Consider the following 22,576-nt stretch of genomic DNA (forward strand, 5'->3'; position numbering starts at 1 on the left):
AATTACCCTCAGGAGAATGCGAGGAAAGGAGAAACACAAAGCAGTAGCCCGGTGATGACAATGATCGCCAGCGATACGCCTTTATATTTATGCAGTGCCGGGACCTTATAGACCAGCCATGCAGGGATCAGGCAGCCCACCATGCCGAAGATAGGGCTGCAAATGGAGGTGAAGCTCAACACCGGCGCGTTTAAGAGAATGGCGCTCCAGGCCAGCAGGATAGCGAACAGCATAATCCCGCGCTGGACGGCGTTTTCACTGATTTTCTCTGCCGGCATTTTGCGGCGCAGGATGTTCATCACGATGCCCTGCGTGGCCTCACGAAAGCCGAGATAGACGCCGAAAAAGGCGGTCATTACCGCAAAGATATTCAGGATCACGCTGACGATTTTGACCCACCCCGCGCCGTCGCCGCTGATAAACTGTGCCGCAATCGCCAGAGCCGAAATATTCTGCTCGTAGGCTTTAACCGCCTCATCGTGCCCCATCGCCAGCGTAAAGGAGACGGCGTAGAAGAAGACCGTCACAAACAGCACGCCAAAGGCAATATTCATCGCCCGCAGCGCTTTATGGCGCGCTACCTCCACAGATTTTTCCCGTGAACGGTACGAGATCACCATCGGGCTTAAGGTCTGAATAAACAGAATGGAGGTTAAGGTAAAGGGCAGCGTAATGATGGCGTTTTTTACCAGCAGCCCCACGGGCGGCAGCATGCCCACGTTGGCCAGATGCCAGAGGCCAATCATCGATAGCCCCAGCGCCGCGACCACAAATAGTTTGGTCAGCACCATCAGGCTGGAGACTTTAAACAGCAGCTTTTCCCCTCGCGAGGAGATCGCCACCAGAATACAGATCAGGAATAACCCGTAAAACGGATTCTCAGAGAGCAAATGGTCGGTCACGCCAAAGGTATGCAAATACGATGCGCTGTCGTTGGTTATGGCCGTGGAATAGACAAACATCCAGATCACCAGCATCACGAAATAAAGCGCACCTAATAAAATCCCCCAGTTCTTACCTAAATAACCGCTAATGACGCTCGGGTAGTCTTTGCACTCCGGCGATTCCGCCAGGGTATTAATAAACAGACGCTGGAATAAATACATGGCCGGATAGCCAATGATTGATGAGAGCAAAAATACCCACAGGCCCATTAACCCGACCTGGACAGGGAGAAAAACAATCCCCGCGCCGATAGCCATCCCGATACTCATGATGACCCAGCCCGTGTCGGTGCTGTCGAATTTAATTGCCGCTTGCCACTCGGTCTCGCTCATTCCCGCTCGCCTTGCCGCGGCGGAATCACTCACAATCACACTGCTGTTTGTTGCCGTATCCATTGGGCACTCGCTTATTTTGTAGGGTAAACAGTTGTTTTTATAGGTTTCCGATCGCCAGCGATTGCGATTCAGAGGATTGCAGGTGTGTGTTATTGGTGTGGGAAGATCATATCCGGACCGCGGGAGAAAAAGGTCACAACATTAATAAGGATATTCTGTTTCGAGAGGAAATTTTGCTGCTGTATGTGGACGCTGAGCGTAAATTTTCTAAAAGTGACGGCGATCAAGAAATAAATACCCGCGCCATGCGCGGGCAGGAAATCAATTAGCCAGCGCGTTAGCCATATCGGTTCTGATCTGCTTGCGCTGCTCCGGCGTCAATACCTGACTGACGTCGAAGTAATACTTCACGCGGTAATAACGGGTCTGCTCTTCAATTTTGCTGAATGCGGTAAGCTGGCTTTTCACCGTACTTTCGTCCCATTTGCCCGCCTGGAACATGTCGATCAGCGCGCCGTCCTTCACGCCCGTCATCGGAATGTTGCTGACATTTTGTTCCAGCTGCTTATGCAGATCTTCAATCTTCTTCACCTGCTCATTGCTGAGCTTCAGGTGCTGTACCAGCGGATCCTGCGAGGGAGACGGGGCTGCCTCAACGTTCGCGGCCTGTGCCGTAAAACTGCACACTGCCAGCGAGGCGGCGACCAGCGCAATACGGGTCATTTTCATCATCTTACTGTCCTTACATGCTGTTATAGGGGAAAGCAGGCGTATTGTTTTTCAAGAGCGGATGAATATGTGTGAGTAATTATATAAACAATTTTGTATGTTTAGCGGGCAAAAAAATGCCCCCTGCGCTGAGGGGGCATGAGGCGGCATTTGCGTCAGATGGAATGCGTAAACGTCCTTGAAATCACATCCTGCTGCTGCTCGCGCGTCAGGGCGTTAAACCGCACCGCATAGCCCGACACGCGGATCGTCAGGTTCGGGTAATTCTCGGGATGCGCAATGGCATCGAGGAGCATTTCCCGGTTCATGACGTTGACGTTCAGGTGCTGCCCGCCCTCAATGGACGCTTCGTGGTGGAAGTATCCGTCCAGTAGCCCTACCAGGTTGGTTTTGCGCACCAGCTCGTCCTTGCCCAGCGCCTGCGGCACGATGGAGAAGGTGTAGGAGATCCCGTCTTTCGCATAGGTGAACGGCAGCTTGGCGACCGAGGTTAACGAGGCCACCGCCCCTTTTCTGTCGCGGCCGTGCATCGGGTTCGCGCCTGGCGCAAACGGCGTGCCGCCGCGGCGTCCGTCCGGCGTGTTCCCGGTCTTCTGGCCGTAAACCACGTTGGAGGTGATGGTCAGGATCGACTGGGTTGGGACCGCGTTGCGGTAGGTTGGCAGCGCCTGGATTTTCTTCATAAAGCGCTCCACCAGGTCGCAGGCGATGCTGTCCACGCGGTCGTCGTTGTTGCCGTACTGCGGATAATCTCCTTCAATCACGAAATCGACCGCCAGTCCGGTATGGTCGCGCACCGGCTTCACCGTGGCATATTTAATGGCCGACAGGGAATCCGCCGCTACCGACAGCCCGGCAATGCCGCAGGCCATGGTGCGATAGACGTCCCGGTCGTGCAGCGCCATCAGCGAGGCTTCGTAGCTGTACTTATCATGCATGTAGTGAATGAGATTCAGGGCGCTGATGTACTGCACCGCCAGCCAGTCCATAAAGTGATCGAGGCTCGCCATCACGGTGTCGTAATCCAGCACGTCATCCAGCAGCGGCTCGGTTTTCGGGCCGACCTGGATCTTCAGCTTCTCGTCCACCCCGCCGTTGATCGCGTACAGCAGCGTTTTGGCGAGGTTGGCGCGCGCGCCAAAGAACTGCATCTGCTTGCCGATCACCATCGGGCTGACGCAGCAGGCAATGGCGTAGTCGTCGCTGTTGAAGTCCGCACGCATCAGATCGTCGTTCTCATACTGCAGCGAAGAGGTGACGATCGACACCTGCGCGGCGTATTTCTTGAACGCGATCGGCAGTTGTTCAGACCAGAGGATCGTCAGGTTCGGCTCCGGCGCAGGCCCCATGGTGTGCAGGGTATGCAGATAGCGGAAGCTGTTTTTGGTCACCAGCGTGCGCCCGTCCAGCCCCATGCCGCCGATCACTTCCGTCGCCCAGATCGGATCGCCGGAGAAGAGCGTGTCGAACTCCGGCGTGCGCAGGAAGCGCACCATGCGGATCTTCATGATGAAGTGGTCGATCAGCTCCTGCGCCTGGACTTCATTCAGCCTTCCTGCCTGCATGTCGCGTTCAATGTAGATATCGAGGAACGAGGCCGTGCGCCCCAGCGACATCGCCCCACCGTTCTGGGATTTCACCGCGGCAAGGTAGGCAAAATAGACCCACTGCACCGCTTCCTGGGCGTTCATCGCCGGGCGTGAGATATCAAAGCCATAGTTCGCCGCCATCTGCTGGATCTGCAGCAGCGCGCGCTTGTGCTCCGCCAGCTCTTCACGCAGGCGGATCGTCGCCTCCAGATCTTCACCGCGCTCCAGCCTGCCCTGCAGATCGGCGAACTGCAGCTCACGCTCGCGCACCAGATATGCGATCCCGTACAGCGCCACGCGACGATAGTCACCAATGATGCGTCCGCGCCCGTAGCCGTCCGGCAGACCGGTCAGCACGCCGGATTTACGACAGCGCATCATCTCCGGGGAGTAGACGTCAAACACGCCCTGGTTGTGGGTTTTGCGCAGGTCGGTAAACAGGTATTCGAACTGCGGATCCATCTCGCGGCCGTAGGCTTCGAACGAACTGCGGATCATGTTGATCCCGCCGTACGGATGGAGCGCGCGCTTGAGCGGCTTATCGGTTTGCAGACCGACGATCGTCTCCAGATCCTGGTCGATATAGCCCGGCCCGTGGGCCGTAATAGTGGTGGCAATGTTGGTGTCAAAATCCACCGGGGCGTGGGTGGCGTTCTCCTGGCGAATACCGACCATTACCTTCTGCCACAGCGCCGTCGTTGCTGGCGTCGCCTGCGCGAGGAAAGCTTCATCGCCTTCATAAGGGGTGTAGTTATGCTGAATAAAATCGCGGACGTTGACGGCGTTTTTCCATTCTTCACCGCGAAACCCGGCCCATGCGTCGCTGTAGGGCGCGACGCCCGTATCGATTGTTACTTTCATGTGTTTCTCGCTTTATCAGGCGTAAGCCGCGGCCGGGGTAACCTTCCCAAGACGGAGGGCGTCCAGCGCGATCATTTTTTCTTCGTTGGTAGGGATAACCGCGCAGGCCACGCGGGACGACTCGGTGGAGATCACGCGCTCACCCGCGCTGCCAGGCAGGGCATTTTTGGCGTCGTCGAGGCGGATGCCGAACACGTTCAGATGTTCCGCCACCAGCGCGCGGACAAGCTTCGAGTTTTCGCCAATGCCGCCGGTAAAGACCACCCCATCCAGGCGGTGCAGCGACGCCGCGTGCCCGGCGATATGTCGCGCAATGCGGTGAACAAAGGTGTGTATTGCCAGCTGTGCCCGCTCGTTACCTTCGTGCCAGGCTTTCTCCAGCGTGCGTAAATCGGAGGAGATGCCGGAGATCCCAAGCAATCCGGACTCTTTATTGACCACGCGCTCCAGATCCTCGAACGACTGCCCGGTCTGCTGGGCAATCCACGCCATCGCGCCGAAGTCCACGTCGCCGCAGCGCGTCCCCATTACCAGCCCTTCCAGCGGCGTCATCCCCATCGAGGTATCGACGCTTTCGCCGTTGCGCACCGCGCAGATGGACGCCCCGTTGCCGAGATGGGCAATCACCAGGCCGCTGTCATCGGGGGACAGCCCGAGAAGCGTATGCGCCTGCGCGGCCACGTAGCGGTGAGAGGTGCCGTGGAAGCCGTAGCGGCGCACGCCCAGCGCTTCAAAATAGCGGTACGGCAATCCGTACAGATACGCCTGCGGCGGCAGCGTCTGGTGGAAACTGGTGTCAAATACCGCCACCTGCTGCACGCCCGGGAACAGGCGCTCTGCGGCTTCCACGCCGCTCAGGTTGGCGTAGTTATGCAGCGGCGCCAGCGGGGAGACCTGGCGGATCTGCTCGATAACCTCTTCCGTGATCAGGGTTGACTCGCTGAAGAGGTCGCCGCCGTGCGCAATGCGGTGGCCAATTAAGGCCACGCTGCGCATCAGATTACGCTTCTCCAGCTCCAGGGCGATGGCAGCCAGCGCCCCTTCGTAGTCCTGGTGAGCCAGCCTGGCCGGCTCACCCCCGTTCACGGAAATAAAGGCCTTCTCGGTGTTGATTCCGTCTGTAATGCCCGTCATCAGGGCATCGCAGCTGCTGGCGTCGAGCACCGAAAACTTAACAGAGGACGATCCGCAGTTAATAACCAGTACAACCGGAAACTCAATCATCATGTGACTCCGCTCTTCCTGAGCAATGGGTTAGAACAGTTTGTAAACGATATTCAGAATGGTCAGCAGGCCGACCGCGGTAACGAAGATGTTCTCGGTACGCCCTTTGTATTTCGCCAGCGCCGGTGCCTTGCGGATGGCATACATCGGCAGCAGGCACAGCAGAGAGGCGATGATTGGCGCACCCATGGCTTCAATAAGGTCCAGAATGTTCGGGTTGGCGTAGGCCACAACCCAGGTGGAGCCCATGATGAACACCATGCTGATGGTATTCAGTTTGCCAACAGAGACTTTCTTCTTGTCGCCCTTGTAGCCGAACTTGAGGATCAGGCCGTTCAGCCCTTCCAGCGTGCCCAGGTAGTGGCCGAAGAAGGATTTGAAGATAGCCACCAGCGCGATGATGGAGGCACCGTATTCCAGCACCGTCGCGAACGTCGATTTGGTTCCGGACATCGACGCAAAGTGGTTCGCCAGGTAGGAGAGCACCGGAATGTTCTGCGCCTTGGCATCCGCCATGTTCTGCGGAGAGAGCGTAAACAGACAGCTAAAGGCGAAGAACATCACCACGGCCACCATCAGCAGGCTGGCGCGACCGATGATTTTGGAACATTTCTGCTCGGTAAACTCTTTACCGAACTCAGGTTCGTACTCTTCGCGCTTGGAGACCACAAACGAGGAGACGATAGGCGAGAAGTTAAAGGAGAAGACCATGATGGAGATACCCAGCCACACCGTGACCAGTATGCCGTCATGACCGGTGAAGGCGATATCGCTCAGGTTGACCTGGTCGATCACCGCCGAGTTCCAGTAAGGGATCAGCGACAGGGAAATCAGCACCAGGCTCGCGATAAACGGGAACACCAGGAAGCTCATGACCTTCACCATCAGGTCTTTACCAAACCAGATAACAAAGGCCATCAGCAGCAGCAGGAACAGCGCCACCACGCCGCGGTTCAGCGCAGGCAGCTGGAGCTGGTTTTCCCAGAAGGTCATAAAGGTGTTGGTAATGGTGACGCCGTAAATCCACAGCAGCGGGCAAATGGCGAAGAAGTAGAGGAAAGTGATCACCACCCCACCGGTCTTACCAAAGTGCTCTTCCACCGTTTCGGTGATGTTGCCGGAGACGTTGCTGCCGGACAGACACAAACGCGCCAGCGCGCGGTGGCAGTAAAACGCAATCGGGAACGCGAGAACCAGCATCAGCAGGATAGGGATCAATCCACCAAAGCCTGCGCGAATGGGGAAGAACAGCACGCCTGCGCCAATGGCGGTACCAAACAGGCCAAGCGTCCAGGTGGTATCAGACTTACGCCAGGAGGACGTTTTTGTCTGGCCAACGATAATGCTTTCTGTGTTGCTCATAGGTCACCTTTATGCGTCAACGAAGCCGGTAATTTGGGAAACACGGGAGAGATCGATATTGCCGCCGGAAATAATGCAGACGGTTTTACGACCCTGAATATAGTGGTCAAGCTTGCCGCTTAATAACGCGGCACAGGCCAGCGCACCCGCGCCTTCCGTCACCACTTTATTTCGCTGAATAAGCGCAATCATGCTGTCGCGAATGTTGTCTTCGCTGACCAGCACAATGTCATCGACTAATTCACGAACGATTTCGAAGGTTAATTTACCCGGACGAGAGACATCGCAACCGTCCGCTAATGTGCCGGTGACGCGATGGTTTATAATTTCTCCCGCCTGATACGATGCCGCCATACCGTGAACATTCTCTGACTGCACGCCGATAATATTAATGGTGGGGTTGATGGATTTAATCGCCGTCGCAATCCCGGCAATTAAACCGCCACCGCCGATAGGCACAATGACGTTATCCACGTCGTATAAATCTTCGAGAATTTCCAGACCGATGGTGCCCTGCCCGGCGATCACTTTGGCATCGTCGTAAGGGGGAATAAAAATACGCCCTTCCATCTCGACGATTTCGCTGACTTTGGCGATGGTGTCGTTGAAATTTTCACCGTGCAGCACGACTTCTGCGGAGTAGTCGCGGGTAGCGGCAACCTTGGATTTCGGCGCGCCCATCGGCATCACCACTTTACCGTCGATGCCGAGCATGGCGCAGGAGAGGGACACTCCCTGCGCGTGGTTCCCCGCGGAGCAGGCGACAACGCCTTTGCGTTTTTCAGCGTCGGTCAGCGAGCTTAACTTGTTAAACGCGCCGCGGATCTTAAACGAGCCGGTACGCTGCATGTTCTCAAACTTCAGGAATATTTCGCCCTTACAGCGTTCGCTGAGATAATTCGAACGTGGCATACCGGTTTTATATATTTTTCCTGCCAGTCGTTTTCTGGCGTCCTGAATATCTTCAATCGTTACCGGGAGATCGTAGGTAATATGCATAATATCCTCGTTATAATAATTCATTCTTTTCAGGCAAAGTCAGGGTATCAGCGCGTTAACACGTTAACGCTCTGGGTGTTTTTAAAATGGATACTAATTATTCATCGTCGTCTTTCGATATTCATCGACGAATATTGTTTTGCCAGCTCAACTAATACTGACGCCGATTTTTTAATCCTGTAATTTTTTGACCACACGGCGGCATAACGCGCTACGGGTAATTCATCTTCCACTGGCAGCACAATAAACTGGTCAGAACCGAACGGTGCTATCATGTCGCGGGGAATCACCGTCAGATAATCGGCATTCAGGACAAGGTTATAAATGGTGACGACGGAATCGGTCTGGACGATGTTTTCGATGCTGATGTGGTTGTCTTGCAGGGTGGTCAGAAGTTCTTTGTAGTAGCCCATATCGGTTTGCGGCATCACCCACTGCTCGTGAGTGAGCGATGCCAGTGTCGTCGGGCCGGTGCACGTTCGCGTTTTGCTGGCGACCAGCACAAACTCGGACTCAAACAGCGGTTCGACGTGAAGATCCTGCAGCAGCATTTCATCGCTCAGCGTGCCGATAGCGAAATCCAGACGACCATCGCGAATGGCCGGAAGGAAAGAGGAGAGCTGGGCTTCATACATCGAGACCCGTGCTTTCGGGAACACTTCCTTGAATTTTTTGATCATCTCAGACAGGAAGGTAAAGCCGATCAGCGACGGGTAACCAAAGGAGACGTCCATAACGGTACTGAAACTCAGGCTGTTAATCTCACTCACCATGTTTTTCATTTCGCGGGTGATCGACTCAGAGTACGAGAGCAGAACCTGGCCCGCGGCAGTGAGTTTTACGCCGGTGTTTTTACGCACCATCACTTCCACGCCGAAGTAGGATTCAATATCGCTGATGATTTTGCTGACGGCGGGTTGCGTCAGACCCAGCTGTCTTGCTGCAGAACCTATGGAGCCACTTTTAATGACTTCCTGAAATACCACGAGGTGCTGTGTTTTCGGTAGAATAATAGTGTTCATAATATTCTGCACTTATTTCCCTATGACGGGGTGAATTCTACTCAATAATGTTTGAAGGGGTATGTGCTGTTACTCACAATTTGCTTTCCAGCCCCCTTAACTCACACCTCAAAAAACCAATAAAATAGATATTTATCAAATGGATACCATAGGATAAATACGCTACTATGCTGATATTGATCAACAAAAATTGCGGTAATAAATTTATTTTATGGCGATAACCAGGATAAATTTTACCGTCTGGAAAAAATCAATAAAGACGATATTTCAGGCAATTAAAGGCCAATAAATAACCGCTATTTGTTTGAAACATTCTTTCAATTTATCAATTTTTTACGACGTGAATTTTCAGGCTGGCGGAAAAGAGTGGAATACGTCACATATTCATGGGGGAAATGTATTTGAATTCAATATATGTATATCAAACGAGAAAAGTTTCGCGATCATTAAGGTAACAATCATAACAAATTATCAATACTGGAAATCTCGCGTTTTTTAGCGTGAAATTTTGTGATGGCGATCGTCTACAGATTCAGGAGCGATACTGAGGGGATAAAAACAGTGAAATGTGCTTAATGTCGCAAATATGAGAATTGATGTCGTTTGTCCGGTGCCGGGCGGCGCTGGGGTTGCCTTGTGCCGCAGACTGTATCTCACTCCGTGTGACAGAGTAAAGCCCTACAAAAGACGCGTCTTTCACACCCAACCGTGTTTTATCGCCAACATCAAAATCCCAGCAATGACAAAAAATACTATACTAATCAGACCAAGAAATGCTTCTACATAGAAAGGCCTGATAATCCTTTTTGGTAATCCCCGGATGAAGTCTTTATCATCATTTTTGGTCAGTATTGAGCTTTTATTCCACAATAGCGGCATGATTATAAACTGCGTTTTTATGCCGTATGCGCCCTTGAAGTAAAGTGAGTTAACGTTCTCGAACAGTAATACCGCATCGGGAAGGCTGCCGAATTTCTCTTTGTATAGCAGGCAGATCTCCTTAAATCTCTTCCTGTTCAGAAGTGAGGCGATGACGCTGGCTGCCAAGAATAATAAGCCTATAAGCATAATTATTATAAAAATCATTTTTATATCAATCATTGCTGGTTACCTCATAAAGGCCTAGTTTTTCCCCAATGAACTCGCCAGTAGCCCCGGACAATTCGCTTAGAGCTTTATCAGTTCCGTATGCTATCCCCCCACTAACCCCAATCGTACAAAGTAGTGCTCCAGCACCAGCAGCTTCAATGGTTGCAGCACCCAGCACGACTGCACAGATTGTACTTGCTGCACTTCCCTGGAGAATTCTACTTGCCAAAGCCCCCCCAGCTAAGCTACCTGCAAACTCCCCAATGGAAGTAAACGACGTTTTCGCACAATCTCGGCCCACAGTGCAGGCTTCGGTGATCTTTGCGGCAGTATCAAAGGCAGACAGACCAATGCCAATCTTCCCTGCTGTTTCCATCCACTTGACGTACTTCGCCAGCTTCTCAATGTGGGTGGCGTAACCCTCTATATCGCTAATGCCTGTTTCATTCCAGCGGTGAGTGATTGAACGGCTGGAAAGGCCGAGGGCGCTTTTAAGGTCGGTGTATTCATTGAACATGAAACGATGCTTCATGAACATTTTCAGCACGCTATCGAGTTGCCCGAACAGGCGACGGCGCTCAATAAAGAATTGTTCACCGATCAGTGTGCCGCTGGTGATGTACTGGTTCTTGTAGGTTTTCTCGATCTCGACAAGGATTTTTTCTACCTGTTCAAAATACCCTTTCGCGGCTTCGGTTGCTTGTCCTGAGTATCCATAAGTATCGCTCGCCGTACTGGCAGCAGCAGCGAACATCTCAATGGTGTCTTTGTACTTGTAGAGAAAGTTGGCTTGCTGAATGGAGAGAGGAGCTAACGCGGCATCAACTCGCGCTTTCGCGGCCTGCATATGTGCAATTTGTTCGTTGTCCTGCTTATCAGGGTCCACCACCAGCAGAATAGAACCGGCTTTATATCTTGCATCCCGGCCGTTCAGCGCGGCAAAGAGTTCTTTTACACCTGCAGGTGGGCTCTCTGTGAATAACAGATGTTGCCAGGCTTCCGTAGTGCCACCATAAGGGATAATGGCAAAACCTGCGTCTATTCCTGTTTTCTTTTTCGCAGTCTGGGCGTGCTGTTCTGGTTCCGGCTCTGAACGAAGTTTTGGCATCAGCGCGACTGGGGACGCTGCCACTACATTTGAACGTCTTGACGAAGATACAATTTCTTTTTCATAACAGTCCGGAATGGAAGGAATGAACTTCGCCTTGCACGGGCAGGAGCTAATACTATCCAATGTTCCGGCTAACTGCTGCGTTTTGTCCAAAAATCCCTCTGTGCCCCCGATAATTTTGTAGGAAACACCTGGATTTTTTCCACAAGAAACAAAATCGCCTTCACGCGCAGCGTTAGCACCGTACCAATCTATTACCGGGGTTCCGGTTAAGATTTTGCCACCACAGGTAGTTTGGTCTCCAACCCGGAGATAATAACCTGTTGCCATAAGTCCCTCTACTTGTTATGGAAATAACAATGCTGGACAGTTTACAAGCAATAATCTCTCAAACAAGAAACATCAGACTTAAGTAAAACTTAATCAGGTATTACTCAATAGGTATACGTAATGGAGGGCAGGAAAGAAGACAACCGCTGATGTATCCCATTTTTTACACCCGAGACACATCAACGATCGTTTTAGAAGAAGTTGAAGCTGACCGATAAGGCGGCTTCGTTCAACTGTACTTCAGGCAACTGCGGCGCTAGCGTTGTCATGTGTCGCAGGCTGTATCGCAGTTCGTGTTACAGTGCAAAGTCCACAGAGTAAAGCTCCTTTCACACCCAACCATGCCTAATTGCTAACATTTGTAATACACCAACGATAAAAAACAACAGACTGACAACCGCCAGGTATATCTCCGCGTAGAATGGGCGAATAAGCCGTTTTGGTAGCCCACGAATAAAGTCCTTGTCATCGTTTTTGGTCAGGATTGAGCTTTTATTCCACAACAGCGGCATGTATATAAAACTCACTTTTGTGCTGTATGCCACTTTGACATAGAGCGTGTTGACGTTCTCGAACAGCAATACAGCATCAGGCAAACTACCGTATCTTTCTTTGTAAAGGATGCAGATCTCTTTAAATCTATCTCTGTTCAGAACTGAGGCTATGATACTGGCTATACCGAAGCCGAAAGCAAGTGCACCAATAATTACTGTTGCCTTGGCGCTAAGTAGGTCATCAATGGTCATTGCTTGTAACCTCATATAGCGATTCACCAACGAAGCCACCGAACGCGGATATGGCTTTATCGCTCCCATATGCAATAGCGCCATTTACACCAAGCGTACAAAGTAATGCTCCGGCACCTGCGGCTTCTATGGTTGCAGCGCCAAGCACTATCGCACAGACGGTATTTGCTGCGGCTGTACCCACAATTTTTCCAGCTATCGCACCGCCGATCGGGCTACCGGAAAACTCTCCAATAGAGGTAAACGACGTTTTCGCACAATCTCGGCCCACGGTGCAGGCTTCGATGATATTTGCGGCTGTATCAAAGGCAGACAGACCAATGCCGATCTTCCCGGCTGTTTCCATCCACTTGACGTACTTCGCCAGCTTCTCAATGTGGGTGGCGTAACCCTCTATATCGCTAACGCCTGTTTCATTCCAGCGGTGAGTGATTGAACGGCTGGACAGACCAAGGGCGCTTTTAAGGTCGGTGTATTCATTGAACATGAAACGATGCTTCATGAACATCTTCAGCACGCTATCGAGTTGCCCGAACAGGCGACGGCGCTCAACAAAGAATTGTTCACCGATCAGTGTGCCGCTGGTGATGTACTGGTTCTTGTAGGTTTTCTCGATCTCGACAAGGATTTTTTCTACCTGTTCAAAATACCCTTTCGCGGCTTCGGTTGCTTGTCCTGAGTATCCATAAGTATCGCTCGCCGTACTGGCAGCAGCAGCGAACATCTCAATGGTGTCTTTGTACTTGTAGAGAAAGTTGGCTTGCTGAATGGAGAGAGGAGCTAACGCGGCATCAACTCGCGCTTTCGCGGCCTGCATATGTGCAATTTGTTCGTTGTCCTGCTTATCAGGGTCCACCACCAGCAGAATAGAACCGGCTTTATATCTTTCATCCCGGCCGTTCAGCGCGGCAAAGAGTTCTTTTACACCTGCAGGTGGGCTCTCTGTGAATAACAGATGTTGCCAGGCTTCCGTAGTGCCACCATAGGGGATAATGGCAAAACCTGCGTCTATTCCTGTTTTCTTTTTCGCAGTCTGGGCGTGCTGTTCTGGTTCCGGCTCTGAACGAAGTTTTGGCATCAGCGCGGCTGGGGACGCTGCCACTACATTTGAACGTCTTGACGAAGATACAATTTCTTTTTCATAACAGTCCGGAATGGAAGGAATGAACTTCGCCTTGCACGGGCAGGAGCTGATACTATCCAATGTTCCGGCTAACTGCTGCGTTTTGTCCAAAAATCCCTCTGTGCCACCGATAATTTTGTAGGAAACACCTGGATTTTTTCCACAAGAAACAAAATCGCCTTCGCGCGCAGCGTTAGCACCGTACCAATCTATTACCGGGGTTCCGGTTAAGATTTTGCCACCACAGGTAGTTTGGTCTCCAACCCGGAGATAATAACCTGTTGCCATAAGTCCCTCTACTTGTTATGGAAATAACAATGCTGGACAGTTTACAAGCAATAATCTCTCAAACAAGAAACATCAGACTTAAGTAAAACTTAATCAGGTATTACTCAATAGGTATACGTAATGGAGGGCAGGAAAGAAGACAACCGCTGATGCATCCCATTTTTTACACCCGAGACACATCAACGATCGTTTTAGAAGAAGTTGAAGCTGACCGATAAGCCGGGTTCTGTCGTGGACAGTCATTCATCTAGGCCAGCAATCGCTCACTGGCTCAAGCAGCCTACCCGGGTTCAGTACGGGCCGTACCATGTGAACCCCTATTTGGCCTTGCTCCGGGTGGAGTTTACCGTGCCACGGACTGTTACCAGCCGCGCGGTGCGCTCTTACCGCACCCTTTCACCCTTACCTGATCCCGCTTGCGCGGGCCATCGGCGGTTTGCTCTCTGTTGCACTGGTCGTGGGTTTCCCCCCCAGGCGTTACCTGGCACCCTGCCCTATGGAGCCCGGACTTTCCTCCCCTCCGCCCGTCTCCCCCGAAAGGGACGACGACGAAGCGGCGACTGTCTGGTCAGCTTCGGCGCGCAGTATAGAGGGTTTGCGCGCCGCTGTCACCCTAAGGTGTGGGCAAGGCGTGATTAACGCGCCACTTCCACCTTCGCCAGTTTTTCGTAGTAGCATGCAATCGCGCTGTGATCGGCCGTGCCCAGGCCATCGGCACGCAGCGCCTGCATCATCTCCATGACCGCCGCGGTCAGCGGCAGCTGTGCGCCCACGCCGTGTGACGTATCCAGCGCGTTCGCCAGATCTTTAATATGCAGGTCGATGCGAAAACCGGGTTTGAAATTACGATCCATGACCATCGGCGCTTTGGCATCCAGCACGGTACTGCCCGCCAGACCACCGCGAATGGCCTGATAGACCAGATCCGGATTGACGCCCGCTTTGGTTGCCAGCGTCAGCGCTTCTGACATGGCGGCAATGTTCAGCGCCACAATCACCTGGTTTGCCAGCTTGGTCACGTTACCCGCCCCGATGTCCCCGGTATGCACCACGGAGCCCGCCATGGCTTTCATCAGGTCGTAAAATCTATCGAAAACGGCTTTATCACCGCCGACCATCACCGACAGCGTGCCGTCGATCGCTTTCGGCTCACCGCCGCTGACCGGCGCATCCAGCATATCGACGCCCTTCGCTTTTAAAGCCTCGCTAATTTCACGGCTTGCGAGCGGCGCAATTGAGCTCATATCAATCAGCACCAGGCCCGGCTTCGCACCGTCGATAATGCCGTTTTCACCCAACGCGACCTCTTTAACATGCGGGGAGTTTGGCAGCATGGTGATGATGACATCGCACTGCTCGGCAATGGCTCTGGCGGTGGTGGCCGTTTCTGCGCCAGCCGCCATAACCTCAGCCACGGCCTGCGGATTATGATCGGATACCACCAGTGAGTAACCCGCTTTGATGAGGTTCTTACTCATTGGTTTACCCATGATCCCCAGGCCAATAAAACCCACTTTCAGCGTCATAATCTGTTTCCTCAATGATGGTTATTTTTTAAAAGCGTCCGCTAATTTCTGCGTAGCCGAGCGGAATACGCCGAGGTCGCTGCCGACGGCAACAAACGTGGCTCCCCACTCCAGATAGCGACGGGCATCAGCCTCAACCGGCGCCAGAATGCCGCACGGTTTGCCGTGTGCTTTAGCGCGGGCAAAGATGTGCTGGATCGCGCGCTGCACGTCAGGGTGGCTGGCGTTCCCCAGATGGCCAAAGGCGGCAGCCAGATCGCTTGGGCCGACGAAGATACCGTCCACGCCGTTTGTGGCTGCAATCGCGTCGACGTTATCAACGCCCTGCTGGCTCTCGATCTGAACCAGAATGGTGATGTTGTTATTAGACTGCGCGAAGTAGTCCGGCACGGTGCCAAACATATTGGCGCGATGCGAAACGGAAACGCCGCGGATCCCTTCTGGCGGATAGCGCGTTGAGGCTACGGCCAGCGCCGCTTGTTCTTCCGTCTCCACAAACGGGATCAGGAAATTGTAGAAACCGATATCCAGCAGACGCTTGATAATCACCGGCTCGTTGGTGGGTACACGCACCACCGGGGCGCTGCGGCTGCCTTTCAGCGCCATCAGCTGCGGAATAAACGTGCTGATATCGTTCGGCGCATGTTCGCCGTCCAGCACCAGCCAGTCGAAACCGGCCAGGCCCAGCACTTCGGTGCTGATTGGGTTTGCCAGCGCGGACCAGCAGCCAATTTGAATCTGGTGCGCCGCGAGGGCCGCTTTAAATTTATTCGGGAAGATATCGTTACTCATCGTATTTACCTTTTTTATTCCGCAGCCTTTTTCAGTATCATTTTATTTATTCAGACACCGCGCCAGCATTATATTTATTATTCTGACGTATTTTGGCGTTATAAAATCGTCATTCAGTATAAGACGCAATCCACGACCACACATTGTTGTAATGCTCAAGCATTGCGATACATTTTGATAAAAATTTTTGCATATGCACAAAGCACTGGGCGCTAATGCACAGAATCAGGGATTACCGGTTAGGGAGCGATCGCGATCACATTTTCATGCTCCCCATGCTGACATGCTTTAATTCTGAAAGCCGCGTATTTATTTCTACCATTAGAAAATTGGCTGAATTTATTATCAGACACCTTGCTGGAGAATACTGAACAATGACCGACATTGAAATTCGACAGGCATCGCCAACGGCGTTTTATATAAAAGTACACGACACCGATAATGTGGCGATTATTGTCAACGATAATGGCTTAAAAGCGGGTACCCGCTTCCCGGACGGGCTGGAACTGATTGAGCATATTCCACAGGGACATAAAGTCGCCCTGGTGGATATCCCTGCTAATAGCGAAATCGTACGTTACGGTGAAGTCATCGGCTATGCCGTTCGCTCTATACCACAGGGTAGTTGGGTTGAGGAGTCGCTGGTGGCGCTGCCGGAAGCGCCGCCGCTGAACACGCTTCCGCTGGCAACCCGCGTGCCGGAACCGCTTCCTCCGCTGGAGGGCTATACCTTCGAAGGCTACCGCAACGCGGACGGCAGCGTTGGCACCAAGAACCTGCTCGGCATTACCACCAGCGTGCACTGCGTGTCGGGCGTCGTGGATTACGTGGTGAAAATCATTGAACGCGATCTGCTGCCAAAATACCCGAACGTCGACGGAGTGGTGGGTCTGAACCACCTCTACGGCTGCGGCGTGGCGATTAACGCACCCGCTGCGGTAGTGCCGATCCGTACCATTCACAATATTGCCCTCAACCCGAACTTTGGCGGCGAGGTGATGGTCATCGGTCTGGGGTGTGAAAAATTGCAGCCCGAGCGCCTGCTGCAGGGCACCGAAGATGTCAAAGCCATTCCGGTAGACGATGCCAGCATCGTGCGCCTGCAGGACGAACGCCACGTTGGGTTCCGCTCAATGGTCGACGATATTTTGCAGGTGGCAGAGCGCCATCTCGACAAACTCAACCGGCGCCAGCGTGAAACGTGCCCGGCCTCGGAACTGGTCGTGGGCACCCAGTGCGGCGGCAGCGATGCCTTCTCCGGCGTGACGGCCAACCCGGCGGTGGGCTATGCGTCCGATCTTTTCGTGCGCTGCGGCGCCACGGTGATGTTCTCCGAGGTGACCGAAGTGCGTGACGCTATCCATCTGCTTACGCCACGCGCCGTTAATGAAGAGGTGGGCAAGCGCCTGCTTGAGGAAATGGCCTGGTACGATAGCTATCTCGATATGGGCAAAACCGACCGCAGCGCCAACCCGTCTCCGGGCAACAAAAAAGGCGGCCTGGCAAACGTGGTGGAAAAAGCCCTCGGGTCGATTGCCAAATCCGGCCAGAGCGCGATTGTGGAAGTGCTCTCTCCGGGCCAGCGCCCGACGAAACGCGGCCTGATTTACGCGGCAACACCGGCCAGCGACTTCGTCTGCGGCACGCAGCAGGTGGCGTCCGGCATTACGGTGCAGGTCTTTACCACCGGGCGCGGCACGCCGTACGGCCTGATGGCGGTGCCGGTGATCAAGATGGCGACCCGCACTGAACTGGCAAACCGCTGGTATGACTTAATGGACATCAACGCGGGCACCATCGCCACCGGAGAAGAGAGTATTGAGGACGTGGGCTGGAAACTGTTCCACTTCATTCTGGATGTCGCCAGCGGGCGGAAGAAAACGTTCTCCGATCAATGGGGGCTGCATAATCAGCTGGCGGTGTTCAACCCGGCACCGGTGACGTGACTTCCCCTCACTCTACCCTCTCCCCCTAGGGGAGAGGGTAAAAAACTTAAACCAACACCACGTCAATCCCGCTTTTCCGCAGCCCGTCCAGGCTCTCCGCCGGAATGCCTTCATCGACAATAATCATATCAATCCTTTGCGTATCAATGATTTTATGCAGGCTTGAGCGGTTAAACTTGCTGGAGTCAGTGACAACGATAATGCGCTCCGCCACCTCGCACATTTTGCGGTTCAAACGGGCTTCATCCTCGTTGTGCGTGCTCACGCCGCGATCGAGATCGATGGCGTCAACGCCCAGGAACAGCAGGTCAAAATGGTAATTCTGTAACGACTGTTCTGCCTGGTCACCGTAGAAAGATTGCGACTGACGGCGCAGATGCCCGCCGGTCATCAGCAGTTCCACCCCTTCCGCTTCCAGCAACGCATTCGCCACGTTCATCCCGTTGGTCATCGCAATGACGTCCGTGTGCTGGCGCAGCATGCGGGCGATTTCAAACGTCGTGGTGCCGGAGTCCAAAATAATACGGTGCCCGGGTTTGACCAGCGCGACAGCGGCCTGTGCGATACTGCGCTTCACCGCCGTATTCAGCGAGCTTTTATCCTCCACGGAAGGCTCAGCGCCCGGCATGTTGCCTTCGCAAATCAATGCCCCACCGTAAGCGCGAACGGCAATGCCCTGCTTCTCCAGGAACCCCAGGTCGTTGCGGATCGTCACCGTCGATACGCCATACAGATGAGACAGGTCGTTAACCTGCACGCTTCCCTGCGCCCGCAACCGCTGAATGATCTGCTCTCGCCTTTCACTGGTGCCGGTGATGCGCTTTTCCGCGGATGAATCGGTGCTGCTCATACGAGCTCCTTAATAAATAGTCTTTCGTTTCATTTCGTTTTGCCTATTAAGGCCTTTCTTTTGCGGGAATGCAAGTCCCGCCTTACGTCCAGACGCAAGCCAACACTGCGCTGAAACCTTTCATTATGTTTCTTTTGTGAAACAGATCGGAAATCTATTATCTTTCGTTTTATTTTTATATCACCATGATGCAGGATTAAATGAAACAAAACGAAAGACAAGTATCATTACCATCCGAAATGGAGAGGAAAGTGAAACATCTGACAGAAATGGTGGGACAACATAAACGAGGGAATTCAAACGGGATCTATGCCGTCTGTTCCGCACATCCGCTGGTACTTGAAGCTGCCATTCGTTACGCGCATTCGCATCAGTCGCCGCTGCTGATCGAGGCCACCTCCAACCAGGTGGATCAGTTTGGCGGCTATACCGGCATGACGCCTGCGGATTTTCACGGGTTTGTCTGCCAGCTGGCCGAGTCGCTCGGCTTCCCGACGTCACAGCTGATCCTCGGCGGCGATCATTTAGGCCCTAACCGCTGGCAAAATCTCCCTGCGGAACAGGCGATGGCCAATGCCGACGATCTGATCAAAAGCTATGTTTCTGCCGGATTCAAAAAGATCCACTTGGACTGCAGCATGTCCTGTGAGGACGATCCGGTTCCCCTGACCGACGCGATCGTTGCCGGACGCGCCGCACGCCTGGCGAAGATTGCCGAAGCGACCTGTCGCGAGCAGTTTGGTGAATCCGATCTGGTCTACGTTATCGGCACGGAAGTACCGGTTCCCGGTGGCGCGCACGAAACGCTCACCGAACTTGCCGTCACCACGCCGGACGCTGCACGCGCCACGCTTGAAGCGCACCGCCACGCGTTCGAAAAGGAAGGCTTGAGCGACATCTGGCCGCGCATTATTGGCTTGGTGGTCCAGCCTGGCGTGGAGTTCGACCACGCGCACGTCTGCGACTATCAGCCGCAGAAAGCCGTTGCCCTGAGCAACATGGTTGAAGCCTACGATACGCTGGTGTTTGAAGCGCACTCCACCGACTACCAGACGCCGCAGGCGCTGCGCCAGCTGGTTAACGATCACTTTGCGATTCTGAAAGTTGGCCCCGCCCTGACCTTCGCCCTGCGCGAAGCGCTGTTCTCGCTGGCCGCCATAGAAGAGGAGCTGCTGCCGGCAAAAGCCAGCTCCGGCCTGCGTCACGTGCTGGAAAACGTCATGCTCGACCGCCCGGAATACTGGCAAAGCCATTACCACGGTGACGGCAACGCGCGTCGCCTGGCGCGCGGCTACAGCTACTCTGACCGCGTGCGCTACTACTGGCCGGACAGCCAGATCGACGACGCCTTTGAACGGCTGGTGCGTAACCTGGCAGACGAGCCTATTCCTCTGCCGCTGATCAGCCAGTACTTGCCGTTGCAGTACAGCAAAGTTCGCGAGGGCGCTCTCAAGTCAACGCCACGGGAACTCATCATCGACCACATTCAGGACATACTCCAGCAGTACCACGCCGCCTGCGAAGGCGTAACGACTCAAAACGCATAATTAAAAAAGAGGAAAACGCTATGCCAAACATTGTCTTATGCCGCATCGACGAACGCCTGATCCACGGTCAGGTGGGCGTGCAGTGGGTGGGGTTTGCGGGGGCAAACCTGGTGCTGGTCGCTAACGATGAGGTCGCTGAGGATCCGGTTCAACAGAACCTGATGGAAATGGTGCTCGCGGAAGGGATTGCCGTGCGCTTCTGGTCGCTGCAAAAGGTCATCGACAACATTCACCGCGCCGCTGACCGCCAGAAAATCTTGCTGGTCTGCAAATCACCCGCCGATTTTCTGAAGCTGGTTGAGGGCGGCGTGCCCATCACCCGTATTAACGTCGGAAACATGCACTACGCCAGTGGCAAACAACAAATTGCCAAAACGGTCTCTGTCGACGCGAACGATATCGCCGCGTTCAACGGCCTGAAAGCGGCCGGTGTGGAATGCTTCGTTCAGGGCGTTCCAACAGAAACTGCTTTGGATCTCTTTAAACTGCTCTGAGGGATTCACAATGGAAATCAGTCTGTTGCAGGCGCTAGGGTTGGGCATACTCGCCTTTATCGCCGGTCTGGATATGTTTAACGGGTTAACGCACATGCACCGCCCGGTGGTACTCGGGCCGCTGGTCGGCCTGATTCTGGGCGATCTGCACACCGGCATTTTGACCGGCGGCACGTTAGAGCTGGTCTGGATGGGGCTGGCCCCGCTCGCTGGTGCCCAGCCGCCTAACGTCATTATCGGCACCATCGTGGGTACCGCCTTTGCCATTAGCACCGGTGTGAAGCCAGAAGTCGCGGTTGGCGTCGCCGTGCCGTTTGCCGTGGCGGTTCAGATGGGGATTACGTTCCTCTTCTCGGTGATGTCCGGCGTCATGTCGCGCTGCGATCGCATGGCGGCCAATGCAGATACTCACGGTATTGAACGGGTTAACTATCTTGCGCTGCTGGCGCTCGGCATCTTCTATTTTCTGTGCGCGTTCCTGCCGATCTACTTCGGTGCGGAACATGCGAAAACCGCCATTGACGTTCTGCCAGCGCGTCTGATTGACGGCCTCGGCGTCGCGGGCGGCATCATGCCAGCCATCGGCTTCGCCGTGCTGCTGAAGATCATGATGAAAAACGTCTACATCCCTTACTTCATTATCGGTTTTGTCGCCGCCGCCTGGCTCAAGCTTCCGGTGCTGGCGATTGCAGCGGCCGCGCTGGCCATGGCGCTGATCGACCTGATGCGTAAATCACCTGAACCGACGGCTCCCGCCGCTCAGAAAGAGGAATTCGAAGATGGCATCTAACCAAACCACCCTGCCGGGCGTGTCTGAAAGCGAAGAGACGCTGCTGACCGGCGTGAATGAAAACGTCTACGAAGACCAAAACATCGGTGCCGAGCTGACGAAAAAGGATATTAACCGCGTGGCCTGGCGTTCCATGCTGCTGCAGGCCTCGTTCAACTATGAACGTATGCAGGCCTCCGGCTGGCTGTACGGGCTGCTGCCCGCGTTGAAAAAGATCCACACCAACAAGCGGGACCTGGCGCGGGCGATGAAAGGCCATATGGGCTTCTTTAACACCCACCCGTTCCTGGTGACCTTTGTTATCGGCATCATTCTGGCGATGGAGCGATCCAAGCAGGATGTAAACAGCATCCAGAGCACCAAAATTGCCGTCGGCGCGCCGCTTGGCGGTATTGGCGACGCCATGTTCTGGCTGACCCTGTTGCCCATCTGCGGCGGTATTGGTGCCAGCCTGGCGCTGCAAGGATCGATTCTGGGCGCGGTGGTCTTTATCGTGCTGTTTAACGTAGTACACCTCGGCCTGCGTTTTGGCCTGGCGCATTACGCTTACCGGATGGGCGTCGCGGCCATTCCGCTGATTAAAGCCAACACCAAAAAGGTCGGCCACGCGGCGTCTATCGTCGGGATGACGGTAATCGGCGCGCTGGTGGCAACCTACGTCCGCCTCAATACCACGCTCGAAATCAAGGCGGGTGATGCGGTCGTCAAACTGCAGGCCGACGTCATCGACAAGCTGATGCCCGCGTTCCTGCCGCTTGTCTACACCCTGACGATGTTCTGGCTGGTACGCCGCGGCTGGAGCCCGCTGCGGCTAATCGGTATCACCGTGCTGCTGGGCGTTGTCGGTAAATTCTGTCACTTCCTGTAAAAGCAAAGAG

20 protein-coding genes and 1 other RNA gene are annotated in these 22,576 nt (G+C 53.9%); 6 read left to right on the plus strand and 15 right to left on the minus strand.

Features of this window, described 5'->3' with window-relative positions:
* Window positions 1–8: 8 nt before the first annotated feature.
* Complete coding sequence (locus tag GVO84_RS19680) at window positions 9–1,340, minus strand: amino acid permease (protein WP_159514976.1); 1,332 nt, start codon at window positions 1,338–1,340, stop codon at window positions 9–11.
* Window positions 1,341–1,426: 86 nt separating this feature from the next.
* Here GVO84_RS19680 and GVO84_RS19685 point away from each other — a divergent pair, with 86 nt between their 5' ends.
* On the plus strand, window positions 1,427–1,609 hold the full coding sequence (locus GVO84_RS19685) for a hypothetical protein (RefSeq protein ID WP_147430012.1): 183 nt from the start codon (window positions 1,427–1,429) through the stop codon (window positions 1,607–1,609).
* Here the strand turns inward: GVO84_RS19685 and GVO84_RS19690 are convergent.
* The 13 genes from GVO84_RS19690 to garL form a co-directional block, all read right to left on the minus strand.
* Window positions 1,602–2,012 carry a Spy/CpxP family protein refolding chaperone gene (locus GVO84_RS19690; RefSeq protein ID WP_121424735.1) on the minus strand — a complete coding sequence of 137 codons (411 nt, stop codon included), beginning with the start codon at window positions 2,010–2,012 and terminating at the stop codon, window positions 1,602–1,604. The two genes, GVO84_RS19685 and GVO84_RS19690, sit on opposite strands and share 8 nt — an antisense overlap.
* 152 nt (window positions 2,013–2,164) lie before the next feature.
* A complete protein-coding gene (pflB, locus tag GVO84_RS19695) occupies window positions 2,165–4,459 on the minus strand; it encodes a formate C-acetyltransferase (protein WP_121424736.1) in 2,295 nt (764 codons plus the stop codon).
* A 15-nt stretch (window positions 4,460–4,474) separates the two neighbouring features.
* Complete coding sequence (gene tdcD, locus GVO84_RS19700) at window positions 4,475–5,683, minus strand: propionate kinase (protein ID WP_159515675.1); 1,209 nt, start codon at window positions 5,681–5,683, stop codon at window positions 4,475–4,477.
* 30 nt (window positions 5,684–5,713) lie between these two features.
* Window positions 5,714–7,045 carry a threonine/serine transporter TdcC gene (gene tdcC, locus GVO84_RS19705; protein ID WP_023333551.1) on the minus strand — a complete coding sequence of 444 codons (1,332 nt, stop codon included), beginning with the start codon at window positions 7,043–7,045 and terminating at the stop codon, window positions 5,714–5,716.
* A 9-nt stretch (window positions 7,046–7,054) separates the two neighbouring features.
* Complete coding sequence (tdcB, locus tag GVO84_RS19710) at window positions 7,055–8,044, minus strand: bifunctional threonine ammonia-lyase/L-serine ammonia-lyase TdcB (protein ID WP_159514977.1); 990 nt, start codon at window positions 8,042–8,044, stop codon at window positions 7,055–7,057.
* Between the two features lie 101 nt (window positions 8,045–8,145).
* Window positions 8,146–9,066 carry a transcriptional regulator TdcA gene (gene tdcA / locus GVO84_RS19715; protein ID WP_008501504.1) on the minus strand — a complete coding sequence of 307 codons (921 nt, stop codon included), beginning with the start codon at window positions 9,064–9,066 and terminating at the stop codon, window positions 8,146–8,148.
* Between the two features lie 696 nt (window positions 9,067–9,762).
* On the minus strand, window positions 9,763–10,167 hold the full coding sequence (locus tag GVO84_RS19720; protein WP_023333553.1) for a hypothetical protein: 405 nt from the start codon (window positions 10,165–10,167) through the stop codon (window positions 9,763–9,765).
* Entirely contained in the window at window positions 10,160–11,596 is a 1,437-nt protein-coding gene (locus GVO84_RS19725; RefSeq protein ID WP_159514978.1) for a PAAR domain-containing protein, read from the minus strand. The genes GVO84_RS19720 and GVO84_RS19725 overlap by 8 nt, the downstream gene beginning before the upstream one ends.
* Window positions 11,597–11,925: 329 nt before the next feature.
* On the minus strand, window positions 11,926–12,342 hold the full coding sequence (locus GVO84_RS19730; protein ID WP_236545896.1) for a hypothetical protein: 417 nt from the start codon (window positions 12,340–12,342) through the stop codon (window positions 11,926–11,928).
* Window positions 12,332–13,753 (minus strand): PAAR domain-containing protein, encoded by a 1,422-nt coding sequence (locus GVO84_RS19735; RefSeq protein ID WP_159514979.1) that lies wholly within the window; start codon window positions 13,751–13,753, stop codon window positions 12,332–12,334. Before GVO84_RS19735 ends, GVO84_RS19730 begins: the two co-directional genes overlap by 11 nt.
* Before the next feature lie 199 nt (window positions 13,754–13,952).
* Window positions 13,953–14,329, minus strand: an RNA gene (rnpB, locus tag GVO84_RS19740) — RNase P RNA component class A.
* Window positions 14,330–14,388: 59 nt separating this feature from the next.
* Complete coding sequence (gene garR, locus GVO84_RS19745) at window positions 14,389–15,279, minus strand: 2-hydroxy-3-oxopropionate reductase (RefSeq protein WP_159514980.1); 891 nt, start codon at window positions 15,277–15,279, stop codon at window positions 14,389–14,391.
* 21 nt (window positions 15,280–15,300) lie between these two features.
* Window positions 15,301–16,071: a 2-dehydro-3-deoxyglucarate aldolase gene (gene garL, locus GVO84_RS19750; RefSeq protein ID WP_159514981.1), complete on the minus strand. Its 771-nt coding sequence runs from the start codon at window positions 16,069–16,071 to the stop codon at window positions 15,301–15,303.
* A 374-nt stretch (window positions 16,072–16,445) separates the two neighbouring features.
* Here garL and garD point away from each other — a divergent pair, with 374 nt between their 5' ends.
* Window positions 16,446–18,017 carry a galactarate dehydratase gene (gene garD / locus GVO84_RS19755; RefSeq protein ID WP_159514982.1) on the plus strand — a complete coding sequence of 524 codons (1,572 nt, stop codon included), beginning with the start codon at window positions 16,446–16,448 and terminating at the stop codon, window positions 18,015–18,017.
* A 46-nt stretch (window positions 18,018–18,063) separates the two neighbouring features.
* Here the strand turns inward: garD and GVO84_RS19760 are convergent, their stop codons facing one another.
* Entirely contained in the window at window positions 18,064–18,867 is an 804-nt protein-coding gene (locus tag GVO84_RS19760; protein WP_159514983.1) for a DeoR family transcriptional regulator, read from the minus strand.
* 239 nt (window positions 18,868–19,106) lie between these two features.
* Between GVO84_RS19760 and kbaZ the strand changes: the two genes are divergently transcribed.
* The 4 genes from kbaZ to agaE are packed head-to-tail and all read left to right on the plus strand — an operon-like array spanning window position 19,107 to window position 22,566.
* Complete coding sequence (gene kbaZ / locus GVO84_RS19765) at window positions 19,107–20,414, plus strand: tagatose-bisphosphate aldolase subunit KbaZ (RefSeq protein WP_159515677.1); 1,308 nt, start codon at window positions 19,107–19,109, stop codon at window positions 20,412–20,414.
* A 20-nt stretch (window positions 20,415–20,434) separates the two neighbouring features.
* Window positions 20,435–20,908 (plus strand): PTS N-acetylgalactosamine transporter subunit IIB, encoded by a 474-nt coding sequence (gene agaV / locus GVO84_RS19770; RefSeq protein WP_023333561.1) that lies wholly within the window; start codon window positions 20,435–20,437, stop codon window positions 20,906–20,908.
* Between the two features lie 10 nt (window positions 20,909–20,918).
* Window positions 20,919–21,698, plus strand: a complete 780-nt coding sequence (agaW, locus tag GVO84_RS19775; RefSeq protein WP_024906387.1) for a PTS N-acetylgalactosamine transporter subunit IIC — start codon at window positions 20,919–20,921, stop codon at window positions 21,696–21,698.
* Window positions 21,688–22,566: a PTS N-acetylgalactosamine transporter subunit IID gene (agaE, locus tag GVO84_RS19780; protein ID WP_029739649.1), complete on the plus strand. Its 879-nt coding sequence runs from the start codon at window positions 21,688–21,690 to the stop codon at window positions 22,564–22,566. The genes agaW and agaE overlap by 11 nt, the downstream gene beginning before the upstream one ends.
* The last annotated feature ends 10 nt before the right edge of the window (window positions 22,567–22,576 follow it).

Source organism: Enterobacter sp. SM3 (assembly GCF_009811935.2).
Lineage (GTDB): Bacteria > Pseudomonadota > Gammaproteobacteria > Enterobacterales > Enterobacteriaceae > Enterobacter > Enterobacter asburiae_D.

Bases quoted from the DNA above. Each gene is read 5' to 3' on its own strand.
- GVO84_RS19690 (WP_121424735.1), bottom strand. From the start codon at position 2,012: ATGATGAAAATGACCCGTATTGCGCTGGTCGCCGCCTCGCTGGCAGTG.
- tdcA (WP_008501504.1), bottom strand. From the start codon at position 9,066: ATGAACACTATTATTCTACCGAAAACACAGCACCTCGTGGTATTTCAG.
- GVO84_RS19680 (WP_159514976.1), bottom strand. From the start codon at position 1,340: ATGGATACGGCAACAAACAGCAGTGTGATTGTGAGTGATTCCGCCGCG.
- GVO84_RS19735 (WP_159514979.1), bottom strand. From the start codon at position 13,753: ATGGCAACAGGTTATTATCTCCGGGTTGGAGACCAAACTACCTGTGGT.
- agaE (WP_029739649.1), top strand. From the start codon at position 21,688: ATGGCATCTAACCAAACCACCCTGCCGGGCGTGTCTGAAAGCGAAGAG.
- GVO84_RS19725 (WP_159514978.1), bottom strand. From the start codon at position 11,596: ATGGCAACAGGTTATTATCTCCGGGTTGGAGACCAAACTACCTGTGGT.
- pflB (WP_121424736.1), bottom strand. From the start codon at position 4,459: ATGAAAGTAACAATCGATACGGGCGTCGCGCCCTACAGCGACGCATGG.
- agaW (WP_024906387.1), top strand. From the start codon at position 20,919: ATGGAAATCAGTCTGTTGCAGGCGCTAGGGTTGGGCATACTCGCCTTT.
- GVO84_RS19720 (WP_023333553.1), bottom strand. From the start codon at position 10,167: ATGATTGATATAAAAATGATTTTTATAATAATTATGCTTATAGGCTTA.
- tdcB (WP_159514977.1), bottom strand. From the start codon at position 8,044: ATGCATATTACCTACGATCTCCCGGTAACGATTGAAGATATTCAGGAC.
- GVO84_RS19760 (WP_159514983.1), bottom strand. From the start codon at position 18,867: ATGAGCAGCACCGATTCATCCGCGGAAAAGCGCATCACCGGCACCAGT.
- GVO84_RS19730 (WP_236545896.1), bottom strand. From the start codon at position 12,342: ATGACCATTGATGACCTACTTAGCGCCAAGGCAACAGTAATTATTGGT.
- garD (WP_159514982.1), top strand. From the start codon at position 16,446: ATGACCGACATTGAAATTCGACAGGCATCGCCAACGGCGTTTTATATA.
- agaV (WP_023333561.1), top strand. From the start codon at position 20,435: ATGCCAAACATTGTCTTATGCCGCATCGACGAACGCCTGATCCACGGT.
- tdcC (WP_023333551.1), bottom strand. From the start codon at position 7,045: ATGAGCAACACAGAAAGCATTATCGTTGGCCAGACAAAAACGTCCTCC.
- garR (WP_159514980.1), bottom strand. From the start codon at position 15,279: ATGACGCTGAAAGTGGGTTTTATTGGCCTGGGGATCATGGGTAAACCA.
- tdcD (WP_159515675.1), bottom strand. From the start codon at position 5,683: ATGATTGAGTTTCCGGTTGTACTGGTTATTAACTGCGGATCGTCCTCT.
- kbaZ (WP_159515677.1), top strand. From the start codon at position 19,107: ATGGAGAGGAAAGTGAAACATCTGACAGAAATGGTGGGACAACATAAA.
- garL (WP_159514981.1), bottom strand. From the start codon at position 16,071: ATGAGTAACGATATCTTCCCGAATAAATTTAAAGCGGCCCTCGCGGCG.